Raw genomic sequence first — 25,343 nt, 5'->3', positions numbered from 1 at the left:
CCTAATAAAAGTGAGAATTACTCTTCGGCCAACAACACTTCCGACATCTGTAGCGACAAATCTTGATCTACTCGCTTATTGTACAAATACAGAAGTTCGATACTAACCTGCTCATTAGTTAACGTCTGAGCAGCTATCGCATCAGGACTGATGGTATATCGCCCTGCGACCCTATCTGTTGACCAATTGATGTCACTGTAGGCGATATAGACAAGTTGCGAGCACACTATTTTATCTGTTGTTTCTATATCGTAATTGAAGTCGTACTCCTTCCCTATCTGGCGTAACGTATCAATAATCACCTGCTGCTTTTGCTCTTGTGTCTGATTGCTTACGCGTATCATTGCTAGGTCATCGATGTTCATGAAGTGCTCAAGAGAACTGAGTTGTACTCCAGAGCGCAACGCTTCTGCCACCATGTCCCCTTCACGTATTTGTTGATGATGTTTTACGACAATAGGATGGTCCCAAATACCAAGGGCAGTTAGCTCCTCTTCACTGCCAACCCAAACAGCCGCATGACCCCAATACCCAGGAATCACTTTATCCGTTAACCGGAAAGGCGTTTTTTCTAACAAAATGTCCCCTGCTTTTAAGTGCGAACTCACATCTTGTATAACCTCCGGGGAGTTGTAGAGATAGCCCTTTCTCGATTCAAACAAGCCAGTCACATTACCGAAGAAACCACTAATTCCGTTGACCGCTGAGCGATTGATCTCTTCGAAATCGTAAACCGCAATATCGACATTATGGCTAAAGCGTTTCGACATCACCTCACTCAGTTTCATGTCAGGGATCTTTTGAAAAGTAGGACTTTGCTCAATATTGAGTTTCAAATACCAAAGCTGTGAGGAGTTAACGAGCTTTGGATAGTTGCTGATATTATCTTGATAAAAAGCGACCTGCTCTGACAATCTCTTGAGGTTGGCAAAATCTTGGATATTCTGAGCATACAAAGACAAGGAATTTGGCGGTTTTTCATAGCCCTTATCGCCTTGATTTAAGAAGCGAGTTAGACGCTGATTCTCGTAGGCCGTGCTATAAACTTGGAAATAGATATCATAGAGTGTCAATGCGCTGGAGAGCTCTAACATAAAGCCGATAAACGATGAATAGTCCTGCTCTCCATCTTCGAGACTGCCATACCAACAGTAGTTGTTTTGCAAAACGTTTTCGAATTGATAGGCAAGCTCTACACTCTCTACTAACTTTTGGTTTAGTCTGTTTAATACCTTGGACGGTATAGGATTATCTTCCGAATAATCAGCTCTCATCGATTCAATTTCTACAAACATTCGTTCGCGATAAGATAGCAGTTGTTCGTTCAACGCAATGTAATCATTAACCGAACTGCGGATAGCCCTTGTATTAATGATTTGCTCTGGCGTTAACTTTGGCCTCCATTCGTAACTTGGGTCAGCACATTGAGCCAACTCCTCTTGCTCACTCACCGTTGAATATTTCAATGATGAACACCCAGTAAGCAATAAGAGTAGCAACGCCCCTAGGTATCTAAGCAAAGTTTTCAGTAAGAGATTGGTACTTTGTGTGACGTACAATATTCAGGCGCTCCCTACCTAAGTCTATGAATATGCGTGTTCGGTATTTACTTCCGATGCTTAACCTGAACTCGCCGAATAGAAAAGTGCACATCCATTACTATCCAGCGAAATGACGCTAGTTGCGCACAGTCTCATTATGGCGCTCACAACCTCTTATTGTAAACAGGCTGTTGACTATAACACCATGACTTATTGAGGGATTTCAGAGCCGGGGAAGTACTCAGCCCATATTCCAAAGTAAGAAGCGTTGTGAGCAGAGACTTGCTGCAAAGTTTTTATGCTGAGTCTCACATGACCAAAACCGAACAGATGACCATCGTTATTTCGAATTACTAAAAAACGACTCAGAGCATGGTATCCGACCACCACACTTTCACACTTTCGAACTCTAATATAAAGATAGCGTGTGCAGGGTCGCAATTGTAGAAAGCCCAATTGGGTATAGACATAAACTCAAATGATGGTTTGCTCGCTACTATTCGACATGCTCATCTCAACGGCACAGGAAAAGAGATTTCTTTGGATTAAGTAACATACAGAACCAACAAGCACTGCTCTAATACTTAAGGTCATTGAAATAATCGTATTGGTGGGAGCCGTTTGTCTAGACTGATAATACGGCTTAGTGCCATCCGCTAAGCCGTGAATTACACGCGAGCGCATCTATTCAATAGCCTCTCTTGCGCCTTGTTTAAACTGTAGCTCTACCAGTCGCTGATACAAATCACAGCTTTGCAGTAACTGGGCATGATTACCCACATCGACCAGTTCTCCGTGATCTAAAACGGCAATTTGGTCAGCGTGTTGAATGGTAGAAAGGCGATGAGCAATGATGATCGTGGTTCTGTTTTTCATTAACTCTTCTAGTGCCTTTTGCACGTGGTGTTCACTCTCACTATCAAGGGCACTGGTGGCTTCATCCAATAGTAAGATTGTTGGGTCTTTAAGAATGGCTCTTGCAATCGCGATCCTCTGACGCTGCCCACCGGACAGTCGAACGCCCTTTTCTCCTAAGAAGCTTTGGTAGCCCTGAGGCAAGTTCACAATAAACTCATGGGCATGCGCCTTCTTGGCCGCTTCTATCACTTCTGCATCGGTTGCGTTGGGTTTGCCATACCGGATGTTATGAAACACATCATGACTAAACAGCGCTGGTTGCTGAGGCACTAATGCCATAGTGTCGCGCAGTTCTTTGGGATCAAAACGACGTACATCCACGCCACCGAGTTTTACCGCTCCCTTCTGAGGATCATAGAAACGTTGCAGCAGTTCAAACAGTGTCGTTTTACCTGCGCCAGACGGCCCCACCAGCGCCAGTACCCTGCCTTCTTCAGCGGTCAGATTCAGCTGGCTAATGGCCGCGCTGTCTTTTCTTGATGGATAAAAGAAAGACACATCATCAAAGGAGACCTCTGCGGACACCCCCTTGGTTGAGAGCGCATCATTTTGCGGTGCCACTATATGGCTCTCTACATTGAGGATTTCGAGCAATCGCTCAGTGGCGCCAGCGGCACGTTGCAACTCTCCAAAGACCTCAGAGATGGTCGCCGTCGATGAAGCAACCATAATGGCATAGAAGACAAAAGCACCTAAATCACCTGCCGACATCTTGCCGTGAATAACATCGCTTCCCCCAACCCATAACATGCCGGATATAGCGCCAAAGACGATCACAATCACTCCAGAGATAAGGATGGCCCGCTGCTTTACTCGCTCTCGCCCTATCTCATACGCGCGCTCCACCTCTGTTGAAAATGACGCCTTCTCCTCAGACTCTCGGCTATAACTCTGCACCGTTTTTATGTGCTCAATCGCCTCTCCTGCATAACTGCCTACATCCGACATTGAATCCTGACTTTTACGCGAGAGCGCGCGAACTCGCCTGCCGTAAACCAAGATTGGCACTAAGATAAAAGGGACTGAAGCGAGCACTATCAGAGTGAGCTTTACGTTGGTGGCGAATAGCATAATGATTGCGCCAATACACATTAATGCGCTGCGCATCGCCATGGAAAAGGACGAACCAATGATGCTTTGTAATAGCGTAGTGTCGGTGGTTAGGCGTGACATAATGTCGCCACTGCCATTGGTTTCAAAATAGCTAGGGTGCAAGGTCACAACGTGGTTGAACACCGCAAGACGTATATCCGCACTGACGCGCTCACCAACCGATGAGACAAGATAGAACCTAAAGAAGGTGCCGACGGAGATACAGACAGTCACAATAACAATGAATTGAATCGCATTGCCAAGATCGCTGAGTGAGCGCTGGGAGAAGCCCTCATCGATGAGCAAGCGAACTCCGTGACCTACGGATAGCGTCAGCCCTGCTGTAAAAAACAGGGCAATTAGAGCAGCGATAACCTTGCCTTTATAAGGCCCCACAAATTTGAGCAGCTCAAGTAAAATACTCAAGCTTTTCCGATCATCTTTCGACCCTTTATCAGGCATATTTTGCTGCTGTTCTATTGTATTTTGTTTCTGCATTTCAATGCCTTATGCAATTAAGGGCCCATTTACGTTACTTTACAGTAATTCACCTGTTAGTTTCATAAAGTTCATAGATAATACGCTTATAAATTTTCTATTCGGTATAAATCCATGGCACCCAAGCCCAAAAAACTTTCACTCACTACCATTGTAATGCACTGGCTTACCGGCGCGTCCTTCATTGGTGTATTTGTCGTCGGCCTGATCATGTCTGAAATGGACAGAGGACCCAGCAAATTTGAGTTAATGGGTTATCACAAATCCTTTGGTGTGCTGATCCTTATTGTCGCGACGATGCGCATTGCATGGAGACTCAAAGAAGGCAAACTATCGAGTCTAAGTAGCAGCCCAGTATGGCAAGAAAAGATCGCCCACGCAGTGCATGGCATCTTGATGTTAGCGACGATAGCCATGCCTATTTCTGGCATCACTATGAGCGCCGCTGGCGGTAGAGCTGTCGATGTTTTCGGTTGGGTGATTATTAATGAGGGTGAAAAGATTGAGTGGTTGCAACAAGTGGGCAGCACTATCCATCACAGTGCTGTGAACATCATAGTTGCTGTGCTGGTACTTCATATTGCTGGAGCGCTAAAGCACCAATTTATCGATAAAGACGGCACTATCAGCCGCATGCTTGGAAAGAAGTTTTAACGCCTGAAGCGTAGAACAACGAGAGGTATTCTTCACCGAAAAATACCTCTCACAATTTAAAACGATCAGTCCTCGTAAGCGTAAGCTAACTCTTGCTCAAAGGCGCTGTGATTGGTGGATATTTTCTTGCTGTTAAAGGTATAAAAACATTTTCTTGTGCGAGAATGTTTGATGTATTTCAGCCACGTTGTTTCAAGTTTAGTGTTCGCCTTTTTCGGATCCTTAAGTGCTTTTAGAAAATGTTTTTCTTCTTGATTCATCGGCTCTAGCCTGCCAGTTTCTAAACCAGACAAGGTATCACCGTAATACATCAATAGTTCATCTTCTAAGATTGTAAAGTTGCCTGATTTAGCGAAACCGCGAGGAAAAGCTTTATCGTCGTAGAAGCGTTTTTCACCCAAGCGAATCAATGTCTCAGCCACAATGACCTCTATTATTTGTGTTATTAGAACAAGCTGAAAATAGAGTGAAAAGGCACCGTTGAAAATCAAATAATTTTTGTCGTATCCGTAATGATTTATTGTTGAATACGGTGTCTTACAAAGCCGCATCTAACCCCTGTTCCAATAACGAAAAACTACCTCTTTATCACGCTCTCAAAGGCAAACGTCATACCTGCCCTGTAGACAGATTGATTGGCAAACAACTGCTCATATTTACTCTACAATCATCTTATTGATTGACTTTATTTCTTGAGTGCTTAGATGAAAAAAATCATTTTCTTTGTTCCCGTGGACAACGCTGAAGCGGTAAAAGATGCGCTATTCGATGCGGGCGCAGGAAAGATTGGAGACTACGATCGCTGCTGCTTCCAAACCGAAGGCCAAGGCCAGTTTCGCCCATTGGCTGATGCCAATCCACATATTGGCAACCATGGTGAGGTAGAACGCCTTAAAGAGCTAAAAATAGAGCTAGTCTGTGATGACCGATATATAAGACAAAGTATTGAGGCGCTTCTAGAAGCCCACCCTTATGAAGAGGCCGCCTTCGAAGTCTACGACATGCTGGATTGGAAAAACCTCTAAGAGAAAAGAGACAAATTCGGTTACTAAAAGATGTTCTCTTGTGAAGGCATGAGAGAAAACTCATGCCGCTATATTTTCAATCTTACGCTGCATCAGTAAATACGCACGCCAGTAATTAAATACACCACCCAATAAAAACAACAGACTTCCAATCATATACTGCCATGCAAGAAAATTAAGAATGAGCAAGTGATCTACCTGAGATTCAAAGGCCCAAAGATAAGGCACCGAGGCAATCGCATATAAAACTGAACCTACGATAAAGGTAATGGATGTGAGGTTCATTAGCTGTAATAGCTCTACCGACTCTGCACGTATGATCAAAAAAACATTGGTGGATGCGCCAAACACAAACAGTAGGCTTCCGATAATAAACAGCCACGCACTCACTAATGGATATCCTACCGCCTCAAATCCAAGCACTCGTCCCAATACAAAACACAGCGTCCCTAACATGTAAGTCGCGCCAGCAAAATACTCTAGCTTGTCTTGTCGATTGTGCGCGGTATGGTTTTTCCAGTAGCGCCGTATCTCAGCCATATCATGAACATTCACCACAAGATAAATCAGTGATGCAATGAGGAATATACCCCCCCCAATATGAGCATACTGAGCTTGATCTGGGAAAAAGAAATAACTGCCAATCACAAATAAAGCACCGCCAACCTTGTAGGCAATAGCATTGATGGTTTCCCAGCGAAATTGAGACGCTAGTTCCTTTTTGTTGGCCGTTAAATTCATGATACGTCGACGATTGGAAAAGACGTGAGGCATAGATACAGATCTCGACTGATTTGATTAAGTGCACTGAGTGAGTGGAGAACGCAAATAAGAAAAGATAAAGAACTCCTATAGGGGTTCATTCTATTTGCTATCGATGGGGTGACTAACTCTCCTGTGATGGACCTGGTCCTGCAGAGCGAGAATTTAGCTTTGTCATCCTTCAGTTTCAGAAAGAACTGGAAGGGTCTCTTAGAACATGCCCACTCTTTTGCAACGTTTTGTTACCTCTGTGTGATCAAGCTGTTTGCTTTATAAACATAAGCTGATATTCTAGCGAACAGTTGTAAGCTGAAACTTAAAATATGGAGTAATTGTGAGCCCTCAACGTCCACCACTACTGTGGTTTAACATTTTTATATTTGTCTCTAGTCTGTTGTTAGCTGCTGTTGTTACGCCTTGGTATGCGTTTAATTATGGTTTGAGCTGGGCACATCTGATTTGGTTCGTTATTGCATTCAGCTTTACCAATCTATCCATTACTGCGGGCTACCATCGCCTGTGGAGTCACAAAACCTATCAAGCTAGCCCTGTCCTTAAGGCTATCTTTGCCATTGGCGGCGCATTCTCTTTGCAAAATAGCGCTTTGCATTGGTCTTCGGATCATCGTGAGCATCACAAGCATGTTGACCACGATGTTAAAGACCCTTACTCGGCCTCACGTGGTTTTTGGTACTCACATATGGGCTGGATGCTACGTGATTACAACCAAGAGACTTACTCCGACTACCAAAACTGCCGCGACCTTAAAAAAGACAACATTGTCCAATGGCAGCACAAATATTACGGTCTGCTGGCTGTAGTGACTAACTTTGGATTTCCTATCTTATTGGGCGTACTGTACAACGACATCATCGGGATGTTCTTAGTTGTTGGAGCGGTAAGGCTTGTCTTAAGCCACCACACGACGTTCTTTATTAATTCTCTAGCGCACATTTGGGGTAAGCAAACCTTCACCAACAAAAACTCAGCGCGAGACAACGGTATTCTGGCATTTTTTACTTTTGGAGAGGGTTACCATAACTTCCACCATCTGTTTGAAAATGACTACCGCAATGGAATTAGCTGGTGGCACTACGACCCTACTAAGTGGTTAATTAAAGCGTGTTCGTGGGTGGGTCTGACTGAGAAACTGCGTGTTACGCCACAATTTAAGATTGAGAAAGCGCGTGCGACTATGATGCTGCAAAATGCCCATCAAAAACTCAATGAAATGGATGCAAGCCCATCACTCTCTAATAAACTTGAACAAGAGTTTGAGTCTTTAATTGAAAGCATGCGCGACTATTACGACAGCAAAATGCACCTACTGCAGAACAAGAAACAGCAGGTACTGAAGAGCCACGAGCTTGAAGTATTGAAGATCCGCCACCAGCAACTGAAAGAGCAATTTCAGTATCAGCAGCAAATGTGGATGGATAACGTAAAGCGATTTGCGTAGCTAATGAAATCGACAAGCTGAGACACCCTTAGCTTGTCGATTCACTTTTCTAACGCGCTTTATAGAAAATTAGCGGTCCTTTCATTGGCACCAAAGCTGTCCACGTTTTCTAGTGTGGTCGAGGCAATGCTTTTTAAGGCATCGACGGTTAGAAAGGCTTGGTGTCCGGTAAAGATAACGTTGTGGCATGCAGACAAGCGACGAAACACGTCATCGATGATCACATCATTAGATTTATCCTTAAAGAACAAATCCTTCTCCCCTTCGTAAACATCCAAACCTAGGGCACCGATTTTCCCATTCTTCAACGCTTCTATTGCCGCATTAGAGTTAACCAATTCCCCACGACTGGTGTTGATGATCATTACGCCATCCTTCATTTTGCTAAATGCCTCTTCATTCAGCAGATGAAAATTCTCTTTTGTCATCGGGCAGTGCAAAGAAATCACATCCGATTGCTTAAAAAGTGTATCTAAGTCGCAGTAATTAGCGCCAAGCTCCTTGGCCACGTCACTAGGATAAGGGTCAAAACACAGTATGTTCATTCCCAACCCTTTCAGAATTCGCATTGTTGCAAGGCCAATTTTCCCCGTACCTATAATCCCGGCAGTGCGTCCGTGGAAGTTAAAACCAACCAATCCTTCTAAGGAGAAGTTTGCATCACGAGTGCGTTGATAGGCTTTGTGAAAGCGCCTATTGAGTGTCATCATCAGACCAACCGCATGCTCAGCAATGGCCTCAGGTGAATAAGCGGGCACTCGGGCAACCTGAATACCTAGCGCTTTCGCTGAATCAAGATCAACGTTGTTAAAGCCCGCACAGCGCATAGCAATCATTTTCACTCCGCGCATAGCTAGCTGCTCCAGCACTGGCTTTGATAAATCGTCATTCACAAAAGCACAAACCACTTCACAGCCCTTGGCTAACTTCGCTGTTTTTTCAGTCAACTGAAAATCAAAGAAATGGTACTGAAAATCACGGTCTGCTTTGGCTACCGTAAATGCCTGTTCGTCATAAGACTTGGTACTGAAAAACGCTATATTGATCATTTCTAGTTCCTTAGGATACGCTTTTACTCAAAAGGTATACGGCTAACTGAGTACGCAATATCAGTAATGAGATAAATAGAGAAGAAAGAAGGATACGTGTTACCTCTATCTCTAACTGATGGCATCGTAGGTAATTAAACGAACATAACACCCTTAATGGTAGTGATCGCTTTTCCTATTAAAGTGGTTCGGTTGCCGGGTAACAGCTTCATGTCAATGTACCCACCTCTAGCAGAGGCTTGATAGGCCTTAAGCTCAGTTTTTCCAAGCTTTTTGCCCCAATATAGGCTTAATGCGCAGTGATTAGATCCGGTTACCGGATCTTCTTCAATGCCCACCCACGGAGCAAAATATCGAGACAAGAAGTCTAGGTCCGACTTGTTAGAAGCTGAGGTAATCACGACCCCTCTCCCACTTAGTTTTTTCATCGCTGTAAAGTCAGGGGAAAGGCTCATCACAACCCGCTCATCGACGACCTCTATAAGTTGTTTAGAGTCAAAGATTGCTGATGAAAGGACATCATTATCTTTGAGCCCTAAAGCTTTCAATAATTGGGCATTTAGTGGCTGTTCGCTTGTCAAAGTTGCCGTTGGAAAATTAAGCTCGATATCATTATCTGTGATTTTTGCACTCAAAGGGCCAGACAAGGTATTGAAGGTAATCAGATCCCCAACCTTTGCCTCTCCTGTTTCAGCCAATATATGGGCAACTGATAATGTTCCATGCCCACATAGCTTCACCTCAACTTCCGGTGTGAACCAACGAAGGTTCATATTCTCACGTGACAGAAAAGCCGTTTCTGAGACAGACATTTCTTTTGCAATTGATAGCATGAGTTCATCTGAAAGAGGCGTGTCTGTAATGCAGACTCCAGCAGGGTTACCTGTGAATGCCTCTGATGCAAAGGCGTCAACTTGGTAAATACTCAGTTCCATTTTCATCCTTGTTGAAATCTCTCATACCCGATATCAGCTTGCCCCATTTTTACTCAACAGTCATTAGCCAACTGAGAAATCAAAGAACTCAGTCACGAGTGTATTGGCGAAGTGACTGATTTAAAAACGGTTATTTTGCATCGAAACGGATTAAACCAATTCATAATACAGCCTAATCCACTAGCAATACCCAGCGTTGTTCTCTACAGTAGAGTGACCAAACACTGAGAAAGGGAACTCTCATGTTAAAGCATTGCCTAGTGGCATTAGTTCTAGCTTTTAGCTCATTTACTAGCTTGGCTGAAGAAGCCGTGACCAAGCAACATCAGCAACCATTGATCAATATTGATATGACTCTAGATTTAGATGGGATGGAGCAATATGCTGAGCAAGCAACACAGTCACTAGAATCAATTTCTGACTCCCTACAAGCGATTGTCGATAATCCCAACTTGAGTGAGGATCAGAAACAGGCTCTGGATAAAACCATCAATAGCGTCAATCAACTCACCTTGTCGACGACTCAAACCCTGCGCGGCTTACCCAATGCCTTGGAGCAATCTCGCGTTGCTTTTAAGCAAACCAGTCAAACGCTAATGGATGACCTTCAGTTCAAGTTAATAGTAGTATTGTGTGCCATCGTTCTGGTGATCGTACTGGCTCTGGTGGCCATCTATCTATTGATCTTAAAACCAATGCAACAAACGCTGGTTCGAGCTACCGGCAATATCTCCTCAATGGCTCAGTCCATACAGATCACCGCAGAAGCGCTTAAGGTCAGCACAGAAAAACAGCAACAGATTATGGATTTCATCGAAACCGCTGAAACAAAGCCTAAGGCGTAAAGGGTTCGTGCATGAGTGTGCTAGAATCCCTTTCTCAATAAGGACTGCCTCAGCCAATTAGAGCTTTCCTGCACCTTGGAAATCAAAATGAACTACACGAACTTGCAGCTTGACGAAACCGCACTCTCTATCGCAGAAGATCTACTTAGCGAATTAGAGTGCGACAATGGTTGGTTTAAGATGACCGCGCGCATCGCCGCGCAGATAGATAGCCTATTGAAAGAGAACGGTTATACAGGGACGGTCGTTTGGTTTAGTGATGCTGACTTAATCGAGCACCAAATCGATTACTAAGTGTCGAGTGGCATCGCTTAAGCAAATGGGACTCTAGCTCTAAGTAGCAGAGTCCTTTTTTATACCATACCGTTAGCTGGTGGCTTGTTGATGGTGCTTGGTCAGTTGTTGATATAACTCGTCTTTGAGCTCCATACGCTTTAGCTTAAGATCATGCATATTGCCATCATCGATAGGGCTCCCTGATACCTCGAGCTCTCGGATGTCATAATCTAACTCATGGTACTTTTGCATAGCGGCTTTGAACGTTGGATCGTCATGATTTAGCTGAACTATATCGAGTTTTAGTTCAGGAAAATCTAGGATAAAGGCGTGATTTTCATTGAGCATCGGCATCTCCTCTTGATTTGGCTTCCCTCAGTATAGAACCAAGCTAATTGAAGAAATGTGGCACAGTACCCAAAGTTAGAAAAGGTGCCCGAAGTCAGAAAAGATGGGTTTCGCTGACAACATTCGATAACATAGCCGACTAAAAATCAGTATCAACAAGGACGAAAGACGTTGAATATCCTTATATTTTTGGGCTCTAGCCGTACCAGTGGACCGCCACGACCTAAGCGACTGGGTGAGAGAGTGAGCCTTGCATGTTCACAGCTTTTAGATCAAGCCTTTCCCGGTAATAGCATAGAAATCATTGACCCGTTAGATTACGAAACTGGTGGAGTCTTTAAGCCGGAGTTTGCCTACAGTCGAAAACAGGTTCCTCAAGACTTAGAAACGCTGGCCACTAAAATAAAGAATGCAGATGCCTATGTGATGGTGAGCCCCGAGTATAACCACTCGATGAGCCCTGCACTGGCGCACCTTTTAAATCACTTTGGCAGTTCACTCTTTTCGTTCAAGCCTAGCGCAATCGTCACCTACTCTGCGGGTCAATGGGGCGGCGCTAGAGCCGCAGTGTCTATGCGCACCTTTCTTTCAGAGTTGGGTTGCCTTCCCGTTTCTGCAATGGTTCATCTACCTTGTGCGCAAGATGTATTTGATGAAACAGGGCGCACCATCAACCCTGACGACCAGGCACAATGGGATGATTACTTGTACCGAACTTTAGCGCAATTGATGTGGTGGGCGCAGGCAAGTCAACAGCAAAGAGAACAAGTTGACCCGTTAACCTTCAGTAAGGCGTTTAAAGATTCTCCGTCGCAAAGAAATGCCCCAGCTAGAGACTAGTTAACCTGACTGCAGTGACCCCTTTAAGGGCTATTCACTCTAGAGTGCAACTGCAGTTTAGCTAGATTGTTGAAGTTAACTAGGTGATGAAGTTTATTGGGTGATTGAAGCTTGGTATTGCATCTCAATTAACTGATGCTCACTCACAACTTCGACCTGTTGGACAAACGAAAAGCCAAAGCGCTCGTAAAACTCTTTCAGGTATTCATGCGCGTGTATTTCAATGGAATCTATTCCTTGGTTATTCGCGTACTCAATCAAGGCCTCTACTATCTTACTCGCTAACCCACATCCTCTATATGCCTTCAATACCGCTACACGAGCCATTACAGATGCGCCACCTTGCTTTGGCGTCAGCCTAGCTGTGGCTACGAGATCATCATTATCCGTCATCAAAAGGTGATGGCTTGTCTCATCTAATCCATCTAAATCTAGCTCTTGTGGGATTCCCTGCTCTACAGTAAACACTTGATTACGAATAACCTGTGCCTTTCTGATAATCTCCGCGTCGCTTCCGATTATTACTTCCATTGTCTCTCACTTCTCCTATTTGTTTGTATTTCCTATACACCGGATACAGGAGCCATTTTAACCATTTGCTTATCAATTAGTTAGCGGGAGAAATCACACTCTCACCAGCGTAATACCCTCAGTAAACAACAGGTCGGATCTTATGACGTTTGATGATTATTCGGGAGGATGTAGCTTGTAATTCACGTGTAACAGACTAAACCTTATAAGCGGTTCTCATCTACATCTACGAGACCAAGACGTATTCAGTGTCCCGTCTAGTTACTAGTGAACTAAGGGAAAACTATGTCGAAAATTGTCATCATTTCGTTTATCACACTGCTTGTTTCGTTACTCCCTCATAGCGCACTTTCTATCACCACTTTGGAAAAAGAAAACCTCATTACCATTCGAAATCAGGTATTTGGTGGTAGTACATTAAATGCATCCCTCACTCAAACCACCCTCTCTGGCGAGACACCCCCCGTTTTCCCCTACCACCTCCACGATAGAGTGTTACTCACATGGCAAATCAAACCCAGTGAGATTGAGCAATTTGCATCAGCCATAGAACTGCCACCCTATCTCAGTGTAAGTAAAGTATCGTCTCTCACTGAATCTAAGCTACATAGAAGGTTCGCCGCTTGGCTCAATAAACAGAATGGATCTTCTTTTAGCTTATTTTCACAACAGGACAAACACTATTACCTTATGGCTGATATTGCACAAACATCAGGGGCTGAGCAAGGGCTAAAGGTAGAATGGAAAACCTTTGTCACTGTTGCTGGTAGCACGCAAATCCAAGTGTATCGCTTTGCCTCATTTAAAGAGATACCTGGCAACGATCTGCTTGAATTGAACACCCTAACCCCTTCAGAAATCACACTAGATAAGCTTAAGGGCCGAATTCGCTCATCCCTTATCTCAACTAATGGGTATGTACTTGAATTAGATATCCCCATAGGCAGAAGTACCCAAGGTAAAACATTCAGTCAGGCGTATTTAGATGCGGCCGAGAATACCTTAGGGCCAAAAGGGGCTCAGACTCGCTACTACTATGACGGCAGTTCGGTTAGCGCTCGCTTGCACAAGGTTAAGATAAATAAAGCGACGGTAAGTTCGACCTTTCCTTGGTCCGAATATGCACATAACTTGGTGGAAGTGATTATTCCAAAGGACGATATGTCATTCATGGCGCAACCGGTCACGGCTAATGTCACGGTTCAATCTCCAGCATTAGGCCCTGCAGATTGTTACAATCCAATGATACCTAACTCTCTATCCAAACAGTATGCGTGTCTAGTAGCATCCGCTTTTGGCGCTCCAGATATGGGGATACCCCCTACACCACCGCAAAAAGTCTTTGAGAGCATGTTCGCCAATACGCCTCCCATGTATATACCTACCTTCTATTTTGCCCTGCAGGATCTCTATCAAGGGCTTTCTACCTTAGGGGGTATTTCGAAGCCAACTCTATTCTTCGAGCTAAAAACTGCGCCAAAAACTATCTTCATTAATTTTGAGATTAACCCAAATAAGGTCAAAGCATTTAAAAAGGCTTTTCTACCTTCGCACTTCAAACTGGCAAAGATGCGTTTCTATCCTGAGCAGAAAAAAGCGGTCTATGCGATATCTTTGAACTTGTATGAATCGCGCGGGGCCAATCTCAATGGGATACGAGCTGAGTGGTCCACTTACGTAATCAATCCCCTCGAGGACAACCCTAAACCTCGCTTTTCGGTCATAGAAGCACAGAGTAACGTTGGTGGTTTAGACCCTTTATACACATTACAACGCCTAAGAAATGGTGATGTGCCTCTTCCTTTTCGTATTGAATCTATCGAGAGTATCATTCAATCTCCAAACCCTACCTTAACCTATCAGTTTGCTGAAGAAACCGGCATTCAAGCTTACTTAATCAACAACGAACACAATAGCGAACTCAACATTGATATTGCTTATCCAACAAATTCTAATCAACTTTTCACCAAGCCACTAACATCATGGATGGAGGCGAATGATTATGTGTACTGGGGAGAAGTTGCGGAGATACTTAAGTATGACCGCCAAGTAATGTTTGCAGACTTAATGGTATTTGAGGCGACGGATAAGGATGTTATTCACGACACAACCTTTGCCGAATACGTCAAACCTAAACCTTTACCTATTGTTATTTGGTTGGGAGGTCAGAGTATCGCGTTGCAGCCTTGGGGAAACCTAGAGTCCATTGAACCAGAGTGATTCGGGGGCTAACTGAGCAGAGTACAAGGTTACTCATCAATAAGTGCTGTTAGCATTCGCACATCGTCAACAGAGGTGGGGCGCACGATTCTATCTACCTCTTGGCCCTCTTTAAGCAAGATTAACGTGGGCCAAAGCTTCACTGAAAACAGTCTGCCTAGTTTTTTACCCTTGCCATCAAAGATCTTAATATGAAGCTGAGGCGAGATCTCGTCTAGCGCTTGCTGAATAACGATTTCACCAGTTTGACAATGGGGACACCAAGGCGCGCCAAACTCTAAAAGAGCGTAGCCAGACAGAAACCTTACCTCCTCAATCGTTGGCGCAATTTCAGAGTACTCATGATTGTATCCAAGCTGAATGCCATTCATTTTCGCGTCCTTTTATGTACCAGTTAGTTTCTGATACGAACAGTTTATCGTTTAAATCCATATTTGAGGTATAAAAAAAGCGACTCTTTGGAGTCGCTTCTTGAATCTGATATTGAAAGCTATTTGCGCGCTTTCTTTGGCTTGCGTTTAGCTGGGCCATTCGAGGTAATACGCTCCTCGTGGCGACGTACTGCACGACGGATTTTTTGAGAACGAGAGCGCTCACGGTTACGAGAGGTATTACGCTCATCGATTACTGTTGCTTTCTCTGGTTGAAGCTCAACAAGTTCACGAAGGTAGTTAACCTGTTTCAGGTTCATTTCCATCCATCCCCCACGAGGCAATTTCTTCTCTAGGAAGATATCACCGTAGCGAACACGCTTTAGACGACTTACTGTGGTGTCTTGAGATTCCCAAAGGCGACGAACTTCACGGTTACGACCTTCGTTAATCACGACGTAGAAGGTATGGTTCATACCTTCACCACCAGCGTAAACGATGTCTTCGAAGCGAGCCATGCCGTCTTCAAGTTGCACGCCACGAGTTAGGTTACGAACCTTCTCCTCGTTTACATCACCAAATACGCGAACTAGGTATTCACGCTCAACTTGGCGGCTTGGGTGCATTAGACGGTTTGCAAGTTCACCATCGGTAGTAAACAGCAACAAGCCTGAGGTGTTTGCATCCAATCGACCCACAGAGATCCAACGAGCACCGCTGACCTTAGGAAGACGGTCAAATACTGTACGGCGACCTTCTGGATCGTGACGAGTACACAATTCACCTTCTGGCTTGTAGTAAGCAAGAACACGACACACTACTTCTTCAGGAGCTTTAACTGGCACTTGATGACCATCAATGCGGACAACCGCTAAGTCATCTTCTAAGCGCTCTCCTAGCGTGGCTACCTGACCATTAACGCTTACGCGACCTGATTTAATTAAGCTTTCAAGTTCGCGGCGAGATCCATGACCAGCGCGTGCTAAAATTTTCTGTAATTTTTCGCTCATTTAGTTACCTTTGTGTCGTCTTCTCAGACGTCGGATGAAGTAATGTTTCGCAGAAATTGCGGTCGCGTAGTATCTCAAAAACCCAACCGAAAATCACTCAATATTTACTGCATTTTTAATGCCTAGCAAGCCATTGATTTTATTAACAAATACTTACTATTCAAACGGAGTTGTATCCCCGGCTCCACGACGTGCGATAACGGGGTCATCTTCACTAAAATCAATCACCGTCGTTGGTTGCTCACCCAAGTAACCACCATTGATGATCAAATCTACCGCATGCTCTAGCTTGTCTCTGATCTCTTCTGGATCAGATTCTGTCACTTCATTACCAGGAAGGATAAGGGTCGTCGACATCATCGGCTCGCCTAACGCTTCTAATAAATCTAGCGCAATCTTGTTATCTGGAACACGAATACCAATGGTTTTACGCTTGGCATTCATTAGACGACGAGGCACCTCTTTTGTTCCTTTAAAGATAAAGGTATACGCACCCGGTGTATTGTTTTTCAATAGACGGAACGCGCTATTGTCGACGCGTGCATACAAGGATAGCTCTGATAGATCTCGGCATAGCAGTGTGAAGTTGTGCTTGTCATCGATTTTACGAATTCGACACACGCGATCCAGTGCGGATTTGTTCTCTAGCTGACATCCAAGTGCATAACCCGAATCTGTCGGGTAGATCACTACCCCACCATTGCGAATGATAGCAACGGCTTGTGTGATAAGGCGCGCTTGCGGATTATCTGGATGAACATAAAAATACTGACTCATCGTATCTCCTTATGAGCAGGCATCTATAGAGTCGATGCCTTAGGATCAGAAAACTGTGGCCATTGTTCCCATACGGGAGTCACTCCGGACGGGAGCCACAAATTCTTCCCTAATTCCATCCAAGGCGATGGATAATGAAAATCGGAACCTTGGGAAGCTAATAGATTGTATTGTATAGCATAATCAGCCAAGTTGCGTCGCTCTTGTTGACTTTGTTGAGGTTGAGAAACCTCCATTGCATCCCCGCCCGCCTCAGCAAATGCCGATAACAATCGTTTTTGCCATTTTGCAGTGAGATCATAACGGCCAGGGTGAGCTAACACGGCCAAACCTCCAGCAGCATGAATGGCATTGACCGCATCTGTCATTGAACACCAAATAGGAGGCACGTACCCTGGCTTGTCTCGGGTTAAAAAGCGTTTGAATACTTGCTGCATGTTCTTCGCATGGCCATTGTCTACCAGCCACTTGGCAAAGTGAGCACGCGTTACCGGAGCGCCATTTGCTATCGCCTTTACCTCAGGCAAGGGGTCGACCTTAAGGTGCTTAGATAAACGATGCGCAATCAACTCCGAACGCTCTATACGCCTTGCTTGCTGCTCTTCAATAAGCTGTGTCAGCTTTGGATTGCGAATATCGATATTCAATCCAACAATATGGATATCCTTATTCGACCAAACCGTTGAAATCTCTATACCGGGTAGTAGTTGAATATCCGCTTCAGAATCTCGAATGTATTCCAAGGCAGGCTCTATACCCTCTACAGTGTCGTGGTCTGTTATAGCAAGTACGCCAACACGGTGCTCGATAGCTCTATCAATGAGAGCTTGCGGACTAAAACGGCCATCAGACGCGGTAGTGTGAGAATGCAGATCAAATATCATAAAAGGCTTGACTTTCCACTCGTGTACTAGTTAACTAGTACACCTAGATTAATTAAGGATGTTTAGCAGATCGCTATGAATACAGTCATGATACAACAGCAAACGCCAATCTGTACCGAATTCGGTAGAGTTTGTGTATGCGCAGTATCTAACGTATGGCGTTGGTGGCTCGAAACTTAAGCGAGCTAAGCATTGAGTGTGTCTACACAACTCTAGAGCTCGCATTAATGTGCGGGCTTTTTTTATGCCTTTTTTACACAATCCAGCGCGTCGCAAACTAACTCTATCAAATTGCCTCGCAAAAATGAGTTAAGTGCGCAAACTTTGACCCGCTTTTACGCAATCACTTTTGGGTGGAGCAACAGAATATGAGAGTATGTGATGCAAAGAAATTCAAGCTTACAAGGAGGTCTTGTGAATAAGACCATTAATCTGACTGCACAAGGCCAACTAGAGCTTCTGCAACGCGATGTCTTCTATACACAAGATCCAACGGAGCTATTCCATCATCTGTGTAAAGACAAAGCGGATACCCTACTACTCGAATCCGCAGAGATTGACTCCAAAGAAGATCTAAAGAGCTTACTACTTGTTGATGCCGCTATGCGCATCGAGTGTCGCGGCCACCAAGTGGTGTTAACCGCCAACTCGGATAACGGACGTGCATTACTTGCTCGCATTGCGTCGAACCTAAACTCTGAGTTCGTCTCTGAACAGAGCGATAGTGCACTCACCGTCAACTTCACCGCTCCTGATATCAACCTTGATGAAGACAGCAGACTTCGTCAGCCGTCATCGTTTGATATGTTGCGCTTAGTGAAAAAGAGCTTCAATTGTGATGAGCATGACCCTATGGCGCTGTTCATCGGCGGCTTGTTTGCTTATGACTTAGTGGCCAACTTTGAACCTCTAGGCGATGCCGCTGAAAACAGCCGTTGCCCTGACTATGTATTTTACGTATCAGAAACCCTCATTGTTATTGACCATCAGCAGCAACAAGCACACCTTTATGGCAGCTTGTTTGATGCTAATGAAGAGACTCGCGCAACATTAGAAGGCCGTCTCCAAACCATCGAAGCGGAAATGAAGGTGGTTGAGCCTACACCTGATTCGGTCAAGCTAGAGCGCTGCGATGTAGCGGTAAATATCAGTGATGAAGAGTTTTGCCAAACCGTCCGTGACCTAAAAGAGTTTGTGGTTAAAGGTGACGTGTTCCAAGTGGTGCCTTCGAGACACTTCTCTCTAGAGTGCCCTTCTCCACTGGCTGCTTATAAGCATCTAAAGAAGAGTAACCCAAGCCCTTACATGTTCTACATGCAAGACGAGCTATTCACTCTGTTTGGTGCCTCTCCTGAGAGTGCGCTTAAATACGAAACACAAAGCAATCAGATTGAGATCTACCCAATTGCGGGCACAAGACGCCGCGGCAAGAATCCAGACGGCAGCATCAACCATGACCTTGATAGCCGTATCGAGCTAGAGCTTCGTTCTGATCGCAAAGAAAATGCAGAGCACATGATGCTCGTGGATCTGGCTCGCAACGATGTAGCGCGTATTGCTGCTGCGGGAACTCGCCACGTAGCGGACCTGCTTAAAGTTGACCGCTACAGCCACGTGATGCACCTTGTATCGCGCGTTGTGGGACAACTGAGAAATGACCTAGATGCGTTACATGCCTACCAAGCCTGCATGAATATGGGAACGCTAACGGGCGCGCCAAAGATTCGTGCAATGCAGTTAATCCGCGATGTTGAGCAACAACGCAGAGGCACCTACGGTGGCGCTGTGGGTTATATGACAGGTCGCGGTGATCTAGACACCTGTATCGTTATTCGCTCTGCGTATGTTGAAAATGGCATCGCAAAGGTTCAAGCCGGAGCTGGCGTCGTATTTGACTCAGACCCTCAAGCAGAAGCCGATGAGACTCGCGGTAAAGCGCAAGCTGTAATCAGTGCAATTCAAGCCGCACATACTGAGGTGAAGCATGGCTAATATTCTTTTTATCGATAACTTCGATTCATTCACCTACAACCTAGTGGATCAATTCCGTACCCTTGGCCACGATGTGACCGTGTACCGAAACAATATAGACGTTGAAATGCTAGGTAATGCGCTAGGTGAACTTGATAACCCTGTGATTGTCCTATCACCAGGACCTGGCGCCCCGAGCGAAGCAGGAAACATGCCTGCAATTATCGACGGCTTCAAAGGCAAGGTGCCCATGATCGGCATCTGCCTTGGCCACCAAGCCATTGTTGAAGCCTATGGCGGCACCGTCGCTGGTGCGGGTGAAATCATTCACGGTAAAGTATCCATGATGCAACACGATAATCATGCAACTTACCAAGGTTTGCCGTCACCGTTTGCGATTGCGCGCTACCACTCTTTAGTGGCAACAAAAGTGACCGATGATTTAACCATCACCGCACAAGTAGACGACTTAGTCATGTCGGTCGTTCATGAGCAAGACAAAGTATGTGGATTTCAGTTCCATCCCGAGTCTATTATGACCACCTATGGAGCCACCCTTTTAGCGAACTCAATTGAGTGGGCACTAGGGTCTATTGAACTTTCAAAAGAACAATAACAAGGAAGAACGATGCAACAAATTCTTGAACAACTTTATCGCCAAGAAGCCTTAAGCCAAGAGCAGAGTCAAACACTGTTTGACCAAATTATTAAAGGCGAAGTAGAGCCGATTGTACTGAGTTCAGTCCTTACCGCTCTGAAAATTAAAGGCGAGACACCAGAAGAAATTGCTGGCGCCGCTAAAGCACTGCTGGCGAATGCACAGCCTTTCCCGCGTCCAGATTACGACTTTGCCGACATCGTAGGCACAGGTGGTGACGGTTCTAATACCTTCAACATCTCCACCACTGCAGCTTTTGTTGCCGCAGCCGTTGGTCTTAAAGTAGCAAAACACGGCAACCGCGGTGTATCGAGCAAGTCTGGTTCTTCTGATTTGTTGGACTCTTTTGGTATCAACCTAGCCATGAGCGCAGAAGACACTCGTAAAGCTGTCGACGATATTGGTGTTGCCTTTTTGTTTGCACCTCAGTATCACCAAGGTGTGCGTCATGCGATGCCAGTACGTCAGGCACTAAAAACACGCACTATCTTCAATATTCTTGGTCCACTGATTAACCCTGCTCGTCCCAACATCGAACTGATGGGCGTTTACGATGAAAGCTTAGTGGCCCCTATTGCTGAAACTATGCAGCAAATGGACATGAAGCGCGCAGCGGTTGTTCACGGTAGCGGTCTTGATGAAGTCGCCATTCACGGCACTACGACGGTTGCGGAAATCAAAGACGGTAAGATAGAGCATTACACGCTAACGGCAGAAGACTTTGGTCTAAACTCACATCCGTTAGAAGCGCTAAAAGGTGGCACACCTGAAGAGAACCGCACTATTGTGACTGACCTTCTCTCAGGCAAAGGCACTGAAGCGCAAGAATCAGCGGTAGCAGCAAACGTTGCCCTGCTAATGAAACTGTTTGGTCACGAAGACCTTAAAGCCAATGCACAGCAGGCAATTGCCGCAATGCGTAGCGGCAAGGCATACCAACTTGTAGAACAACTGGCAGCTAGAGGTTAATCATGTCAGAGCATATCTCTCAACAAAACAAAGACATGGCACAAGTGCTGGCTAAGATCGTTACTGACAAGGCGATTTGGGTTGAAGAGCGCGAGAAAGCGCAACCACTAGACACCTTTCAGGCATCGCTGACTCAATCAGATCGCAGCTTTTACGATGCGCTTTCTGGCGATAACACTGCGTTTATCCTTGAGTGTAAGAAAGCCTCTCCATCGAAAGGCTTGATTCGTGATGACTTCGATCTGGATTACATCGCCTCGGTCTACAACAATCATGCGAGTGCTATCTCAGTGCTCACTGATGAGAAGTACTTTCAAGGCAACTTTAATTTCTTACCTCAGGTAAAGAAGCAAACCAAGCAGCCAATTCTATGTAAAGACTTCATGATAGCGCCGTATCAGGTTTATCTGGCTCGTCATTATCAAGCGGATGCAATCTTGTTGATGTTATCTGTACTTAACGACGATGAATATCGCGAGCTGGCACAAATTGCCCACTCTTTAGGTATGGGCATTCTTACTGAAGTAAGTAATGAAGAAGAGTTGCAACGTGCTATCGAATTGAAAGCAAAAGTGGTTGGCATCAACAACCGTAATCTACGCGACCTAACTATCGATTTAAATCGCACCAAAGAATTAGCGCCGAAATTACCACAAGGCACCACTGTAATTTCTGAGTCTGGTATCTACAACCATCAGCAAGTCCGCGACCTCGCTAAGTTTGCCAATGGCTTCTTAATTGGTAGTTCCCTGATGTCAGAAGACAACATTGAACTGGCGGTGCGTAAAGTACTGCTGGGTGAAAACAAGGTTTGCGGTTTGACTCACGCTGATGACGCTGCAAAGGCTTATAATGCAGGTGCTGTCTATGGCGGACTTATCTTTGCTGACAAGTCAAAGCGCAAGGTAGATAAAGAAAGTGCTCGCCTTACGATGAGCGGCGCCCCTCTTCGCTATGTGGGTGTTTTCCAAAACCAAAGCGCTGATTACATCTGCGAGATGGCAAAATCCTTAGAATTAAATGCTATCCAATTGCACGGTGATGAAGATGAAGCCTTTGTCGCTGACTTGCGTGAGCAACTCGATGACAGCACAGAGATCTGGAAAGCCTATGGCGTAATGGACGAAGTGCCCTCTTTTGTAGGGAACGTTGATCGCCACCTTCTCGACTCAAAAGTAGGCACTCAAAGCGGCGGTACGGGTAAGGCATTTGATTGGTCGAAAATAGACAATCCTAATGTGATGCTAGCGGGCGGCTTAAATGCAGACAACATTGCACAGGCATCACAGCTTGGCTGTTTGGGTCTTGATCTAAACTCCGGCGTAGAAGTTGAACCAGGTAAGAAATCTCGTGAAAAGCTAGAACAAGCTTTTGCCGCGATCAGAAATTATTGATTACAACATCTATCTCTGAGCATTTGCTGAGATAGCGATACCGAATTTAAGGAAATTACGATGGCAAAACTAGATGCCTACTTTGGAGAGTTCGGTGGACAATACGTTCCACAGATCCTCGTGCCGGCGCTTGACCAACTTGAGCAAGCTTTCATTGATGCACAAGAAGACCCTGAGTTTCACGCAGAATTCATGCAGCTACTGCAAGAATATGCAGGTCGCCCAACTGCGCTAACGCTGACTCGTAACCTGACAACAGGCACGAAAACCAAGCTATACCTAAAGCGTGAAGATTTGCTTCACGGCGGCGCTCATAAAACTAACCAAGTACTTGGCCAAGCGCTTCTTGCTAAGCGTATGGGTAAGACTGAAATCATCGCTGAAACTGGCGCGGGTCAACACGGCGTTGCATCAGCACTGGCTTGTGCACTGCTTGGTCTTAAATGTCGCGTTTACATGGGTGCTAAAGACGTAGAACGTCAAAGCCCTAACGTTTTCCGCATGCGTCTAATGGGTGCAGAAGTTATCCCTGTACACTCTGGCTCAGCAACATTGAAAGATGCCTGTAACGAAGCACTACGTGACTGGTCTGCAAGCTACGAAGACGCGCACTACCTACTCGGTACTGCAGCAGGTCCTCACCCATTCCCAACAATCGTGCGTGAATTCCAGCACATGATTGGTGAAGAAACTAAGCATCAGATCATGGCTCGCGAAGGCCGTCTACCTGACGCAGTGATTGCCTGTGTTGGCGGTGGTTCAAATGCGATTGGTATGTTCTCTGATTTCATCGAAGAGTCTGATGTTCGTCTTATTGGTGTAGAGCCTGCAGGTAAAGGTCTGGATACAGACATGCACGGCGCGCCTCTTAAGCACGGCAAGCTAGGCATCTTCTTTGGTATGAAAGCACCATTGATGCAAGATACTCACGGTCAGATTGAAGAATCTTACTCAGTATCTGCAGGCCTAGATTTCCCATCTGTGGGCCCACAGCACGCACACCTTAATGCGACAGGTCGCGCAGAATACGGCGCAGTTACCGATGACGAAGCACTAGATGCATTCCAAATCTTGGCGCGTAAAGAGGGCATCATCCCTGCTCTTGAGTCAGCACATGCACTTGCTTACGCATTAAAACTGGCATTTGATGAGCCAGAAAAAGAACAACTGTTAGTGGTTAACCTATCAGGTCGTGGTGATAAAGATATCTTTACAGTACATGATATTTTGAAAGAAAAGGGAGAGATGTAATGGACCGTTACGCTGCGCTATTTGAGCGTTTAGATGCAAAAAAACAAGGTGCATTTGTTCCTTTCGTTACCATTGGCGATCCTAATCCTGAATTGTCTTTGCAAATCATGCAGACGCTGGCCAATGCTGGTGCTGACGCGCTTGAATTAGGCATTCCATTCTCAGATCCATTAGCCGATGGCCCGACAATTCAAGGCGCTAATATTCGTGCTTTAGATTCAAAGACGACGCCGACTATTTGCTTCGAGTTAATCGCTCAAATCCGAGAGCAACATCCAGATCTTCCTATCGGTCTGCTGGTGTACGCAAACCTAGTGTTTGCAAACGGTATCGACTCCTTCTATCAAGCCTGTGCGAAAGCGGGCGTTGATTCTGTGCTGATTGCCGATGTACCAACCGGTGAAAGTGAGGAGTTCAATATTGCGGCTAAGAAAGCGGGCGTACATGCCATCTTCATCGCGCCTCCAACCGCAACGGATGAGACACTAAAGCAAGTATCAGAGCTGGGTGGTGGTTACACTTATCTGCTTTCTCGCGCAGGTGTTACTGGCGCAGAAACGAAAGCAAATATGCCCGTTGATCACATGCTTGAGCGCTTAGCTAAGTTTGATGCTCCACCAGCACTACTAGGCTTTGGTATCTCTCAACCTGAGCAAGTGAAAACAGCCATTGAAGCAGGCGCTGCTGGCGCGATCTCTGGATCCGCTGTAGTGAAAATCATTGAGGACAATGTTGAGAATGCTGAGAAGATGCTTGGCGAATTAGCGACTTTCGTCACCAATATGAAGGCAGCGACTCAAAAGTAACTCTGTTTTACTGAGTATCTAGAGCCACATTTTGCGAAAGCGGAATGTGGCTTTTTTGTCATTACCCCATCCCAGTATATGCAACATACTCATTACAACTGCACTCATAACCAAGTTTAATGTATGTATAGATCTTGCACGACGCAAACGATTGCCTTGTCCATTTATCACACAAAAACATAATAAATTACTCATTCAGTCGCCTGAGTTTATCAATGCCCCTAAAAATATAGTGATCAGGATCACATTTATTCCCACT

Annotated in this window: 25 protein-coding genes; 13 read left to right on the top strand and 12 right to left on the bottom strand. The window is 45.2% G+C overall.

Annotated elements, in window-relative coordinates:
* Window positions 1-17: 17 nt before the first annotated feature.
* Both A6E01_RS05740 and A6E01_RS05735 read right to left on the bottom strand, forming a co-directional pair.
* Window positions 18-1,466, bottom strand: a complete 1,449-nt coding sequence (locus tag A6E01_RS05740) for a YiiX/YebB-like N1pC/P60 family cysteine hydrolase (protein ID WP_237334501.1) — start codon at window positions 1,464-1,466, stop codon at window positions 18-20.
* A gap of 759 nt (window positions 1,467-2,225) precedes the next feature.
* Window positions 2,226-4,049 (bottom strand): ABC transporter ATP-binding protein/permease, encoded by a 1,824-nt coding sequence (locus A6E01_RS05735; RefSeq protein ID WP_065209780.1) that lies wholly within the window; start codon window positions 4,047-4,049, stop codon window positions 2,226-2,228.
* Between the two features lie 114 nt (window positions 4,050-4,163).
* Between A6E01_RS05735 and A6E01_RS05730 the strand changes: the two genes are divergently transcribed.
* A complete protein-coding gene (locus A6E01_RS05730) occupies window positions 4,164-4,703 on the top strand; it encodes a cytochrome b (RefSeq protein WP_065209779.1) in 540 nt (179 codons plus the stop codon).
* A 65-nt stretch (window positions 4,704-4,768) separates the two neighbouring features.
* On the opposite strand, the gene A6E01_RS05725 is transcribed toward A6E01_RS05730, so the two are convergent.
* The gene (locus A6E01_RS05725; protein ID WP_017030244.1) at window positions 4,769-5,125 is read right to left on the bottom strand and encodes a MaoP family protein; all 357 of its coding nucleotides are present in this window, start codon (window positions 5,123-5,125) and stop codon (window positions 4,769-4,771) included.
* 282 nt (window positions 5,126-5,407) lie between these two features.
* Here A6E01_RS05725 and A6E01_RS05720 point away from each other — a divergent pair, with 282 nt between their 5' ends.
* Window positions 5,408-5,728 (top strand): YqfO family protein, encoded by a 321-nt coding sequence (locus tag A6E01_RS05720; protein WP_017030245.1) that lies wholly within the window; start codon window positions 5,408-5,410, stop codon window positions 5,726-5,728.
* Between the two features lie 60 nt (window positions 5,729-5,788).
* On the opposite strand, the gene A6E01_RS05715 is transcribed toward A6E01_RS05720, so the two are convergent.
* A complete protein-coding gene (locus A6E01_RS05715) occupies window positions 5,789-6,502 on the bottom strand; it encodes a YrhK family protein (protein ID WP_065209778.1) in 714 nt (237 codons plus the stop codon).
* A gap of 322 nt (window positions 6,503-6,824) precedes the next feature.
* On the opposite strand from A6E01_RS05715, the gene A6E01_RS05710 reads away from it, so the two are divergent.
* A complete protein-coding gene (locus A6E01_RS05710; RefSeq protein ID WP_065209777.1) occupies window positions 6,825-7,949 on the top strand; it encodes an acyl-CoA desaturase in 1,125 nt (374 codons plus the stop codon).
* Window positions 7,950-8,008: 59 nt separating this feature from the next.
* Here A6E01_RS05710 and A6E01_RS05705 read toward each other — a convergent pair whose 3' ends face one another.
* Both A6E01_RS05705 and A6E01_RS05700 read right to left on the bottom strand, forming a co-directional pair.
* Window positions 8,009-8,998, bottom strand: a complete 990-nt coding sequence (locus A6E01_RS05705; protein ID WP_017030768.1) for a 2-hydroxyacid dehydrogenase — start codon at window positions 8,996-8,998, stop codon at window positions 8,009-8,011.
* Window positions 8,999-9,132: 134 nt separating this feature from the next.
* Window positions 9,133-9,933, bottom strand: coding sequence for a PhzF family phenazine biosynthesis protein (locus A6E01_RS05700; protein WP_065209776.1), 801 nt, complete (start codon window positions 9,931-9,933; stop codon window positions 9,133-9,135).
* 242 nt (window positions 9,934-10,175) lie between these two features.
* Between A6E01_RS05700 and A6E01_RS05695 the strand changes: the two genes are divergently transcribed.
* Complete coding sequence (locus A6E01_RS05695; RefSeq protein ID WP_065209775.1) at window positions 10,176-10,778, top strand: GTP-binding protein; 603 nt, start codon at window positions 10,176-10,178, stop codon at window positions 10,776-10,778.
* An 87-nt stretch (window positions 10,779-10,865) separates the two neighbouring features.
* Window positions 10,866-11,072 (top strand): hypothetical protein, encoded by a 207-nt coding sequence (locus tag A6E01_RS05690; RefSeq protein WP_065209774.1) that lies wholly within the window; start codon window positions 10,866-10,868, stop codon window positions 11,070-11,072.
* A 72-nt stretch (window positions 11,073-11,144) separates the two neighbouring features.
* Here A6E01_RS05690 and A6E01_RS05685 read toward each other — a convergent pair whose 3' ends face one another.
* On the bottom strand, window positions 11,145-11,402 hold the full coding sequence (locus A6E01_RS05685; RefSeq protein WP_017030253.1) for a YdcH family protein: 258 nt from the start codon (window positions 11,400-11,402) through the stop codon (window positions 11,145-11,147).
* Window positions 11,403-11,573: 171 nt separating this feature from the next.
* Here A6E01_RS05685 and A6E01_RS05680 point away from each other — a divergent pair, with 171 nt between their 5' ends.
* Window positions 11,574-12,242 (top strand): NADPH-dependent FMN reductase, encoded by a 669-nt coding sequence (locus A6E01_RS05680; protein WP_065209773.1) that lies wholly within the window; start codon window positions 11,574-11,576, stop codon window positions 12,240-12,242.
* A gap of 93 nt (window positions 12,243-12,335) precedes the next feature.
* On the opposite strand, the gene A6E01_RS05675 is transcribed toward A6E01_RS05680, so the two are convergent.
* The gene (locus A6E01_RS05675; protein ID WP_065209772.1) at window positions 12,336-12,773 is read right to left on the bottom strand and encodes a GNAT family N-acetyltransferase; all 438 of its coding nucleotides are present in this window, start codon (window positions 12,771-12,773) and stop codon (window positions 12,336-12,338) included.
* 285 nt (window positions 12,774-13,058) lie between these two features.
* Between A6E01_RS05675 and A6E01_RS05670 the strand changes: the two genes are divergently transcribed.
* Window positions 13,059-14,993, top strand: a complete 1,935-nt coding sequence (locus tag A6E01_RS05670) for a hypothetical protein (protein WP_065209771.1) — start codon at window positions 13,059-13,061, stop codon at window positions 14,991-14,993.
* 29 nt (window positions 14,994-15,022) lie between these two features.
* On the opposite strand, the gene A6E01_RS05665 is transcribed toward A6E01_RS05670, so the two are convergent.
* The 4 genes from A6E01_RS05665 to rnm all read right to left on the bottom strand — a co-directional run bounded on the left by A6E01_RS05665 (window position 15,023) and on the right by rnm (window position 18,035).
* Complete coding sequence (locus A6E01_RS05665) at window positions 15,023-15,364, bottom strand: thioredoxin family protein (protein ID WP_017030776.1); 342 nt, start codon at window positions 15,362-15,364, stop codon at window positions 15,023-15,025.
* A 119-nt stretch (window positions 15,365-15,483) separates the two neighbouring features.
* A complete protein-coding gene (rluB, locus tag A6E01_RS05660) occupies window positions 15,484-16,374 on the bottom strand; it encodes a 23S rRNA pseudouridine(2605) synthase RluB (RefSeq protein ID WP_065209770.1) in 891 nt (296 codons plus the stop codon).
* A gap of 156 nt (window positions 16,375-16,530) precedes the next feature.
* A complete protein-coding gene (locus tag A6E01_RS05655; protein WP_065209769.1) occupies window positions 16,531-17,151 on the bottom strand; it encodes an L-threonylcarbamoyladenylate synthase in 621 nt (206 codons plus the stop codon).
* A gap of 23 nt (window positions 17,152-17,174) precedes the next feature.
* On the bottom strand, window positions 17,175-18,035 hold the full coding sequence (gene rnm, locus A6E01_RS05650) for an RNase RNM (RefSeq protein ID WP_065209768.1): 861 nt from the start codon (window positions 18,033-18,035) through the stop codon (window positions 17,175-17,177).
* 381 nt (window positions 18,036-18,416) lie between these two features.
* On the opposite strand from rnm, the gene A6E01_RS05645 reads away from it, so the two are divergent.
* From A6E01_RS05645 to trpA, 6 genes are read left to right on the top strand one after another with little or no spacing between them, the layout of a single operon-like run.
* On the top strand, window positions 18,417-20,027 hold the full coding sequence (locus A6E01_RS05645; RefSeq protein ID WP_017030779.1) for an anthranilate synthase component 1: 1,611 nt from the start codon (window positions 18,417-18,419) through the stop codon (window positions 20,025-20,027).
* On the top strand, window positions 20,020-20,622 hold the full coding sequence (locus tag A6E01_RS05640; protein ID WP_065209766.1) for an aminodeoxychorismate/anthranilate synthase component II: 603 nt from the start codon (window positions 20,020-20,022) through the stop codon (window positions 20,620-20,622). The genes A6E01_RS05645 and A6E01_RS05640 overlap by 8 nt, the downstream gene beginning before the upstream one ends.
* 12 nt (window positions 20,623-20,634) lie before the next feature.
* Entirely contained in the window at window positions 20,635-21,633 is a 999-nt protein-coding gene (gene trpD, locus A6E01_RS05635; protein ID WP_017030781.1) for an anthranilate phosphoribosyltransferase, read from the top strand.
* A gap of 2 nt (window positions 21,634-21,635) precedes the next feature.
* Window positions 21,636-23,027, top strand: coding sequence for a bifunctional indole-3-glycerol-phosphate synthase TrpC/phosphoribosylanthranilate isomerase TrpF (gene trpCF / locus A6E01_RS05630; RefSeq protein ID WP_065209765.1), 1,392 nt, complete (start codon window positions 21,636-21,638; stop codon window positions 23,025-23,027).
* Between the two features lie 60 nt (window positions 23,028-23,087).
* On the top strand, window positions 23,088-24,278 hold the full coding sequence (trpB, locus tag A6E01_RS05625) for a tryptophan synthase subunit beta (protein WP_065209764.1): 1,191 nt from the start codon (window positions 23,088-23,090) through the stop codon (window positions 24,276-24,278).
* Window positions 24,278-25,084 (top strand): tryptophan synthase subunit alpha, encoded by an 807-nt coding sequence (trpA, locus tag A6E01_RS05620; RefSeq protein ID WP_065209763.1) that lies wholly within the window; start codon window positions 24,278-24,280, stop codon window positions 25,082-25,084. Before trpB ends, trpA begins: the two co-directional genes overlap by 1 nt.
* Window positions 25,085-25,343 lie beyond the last annotated feature (259 nt).

The sequence above is a fragment of the Vibrio breoganii genome (genome assembly GCF_001677275.1).
Taxonomy (GTDB): Bacteria; Pseudomonadota; Gammaproteobacteria; order Enterobacterales; family Vibrionaceae; genus Vibrio; species Vibrio breoganii.
The sequence above is the reverse complement of the archived record's forward strand: the minus strand, read 5'-3'. Positions and strand labels throughout refer to the sequence as shown.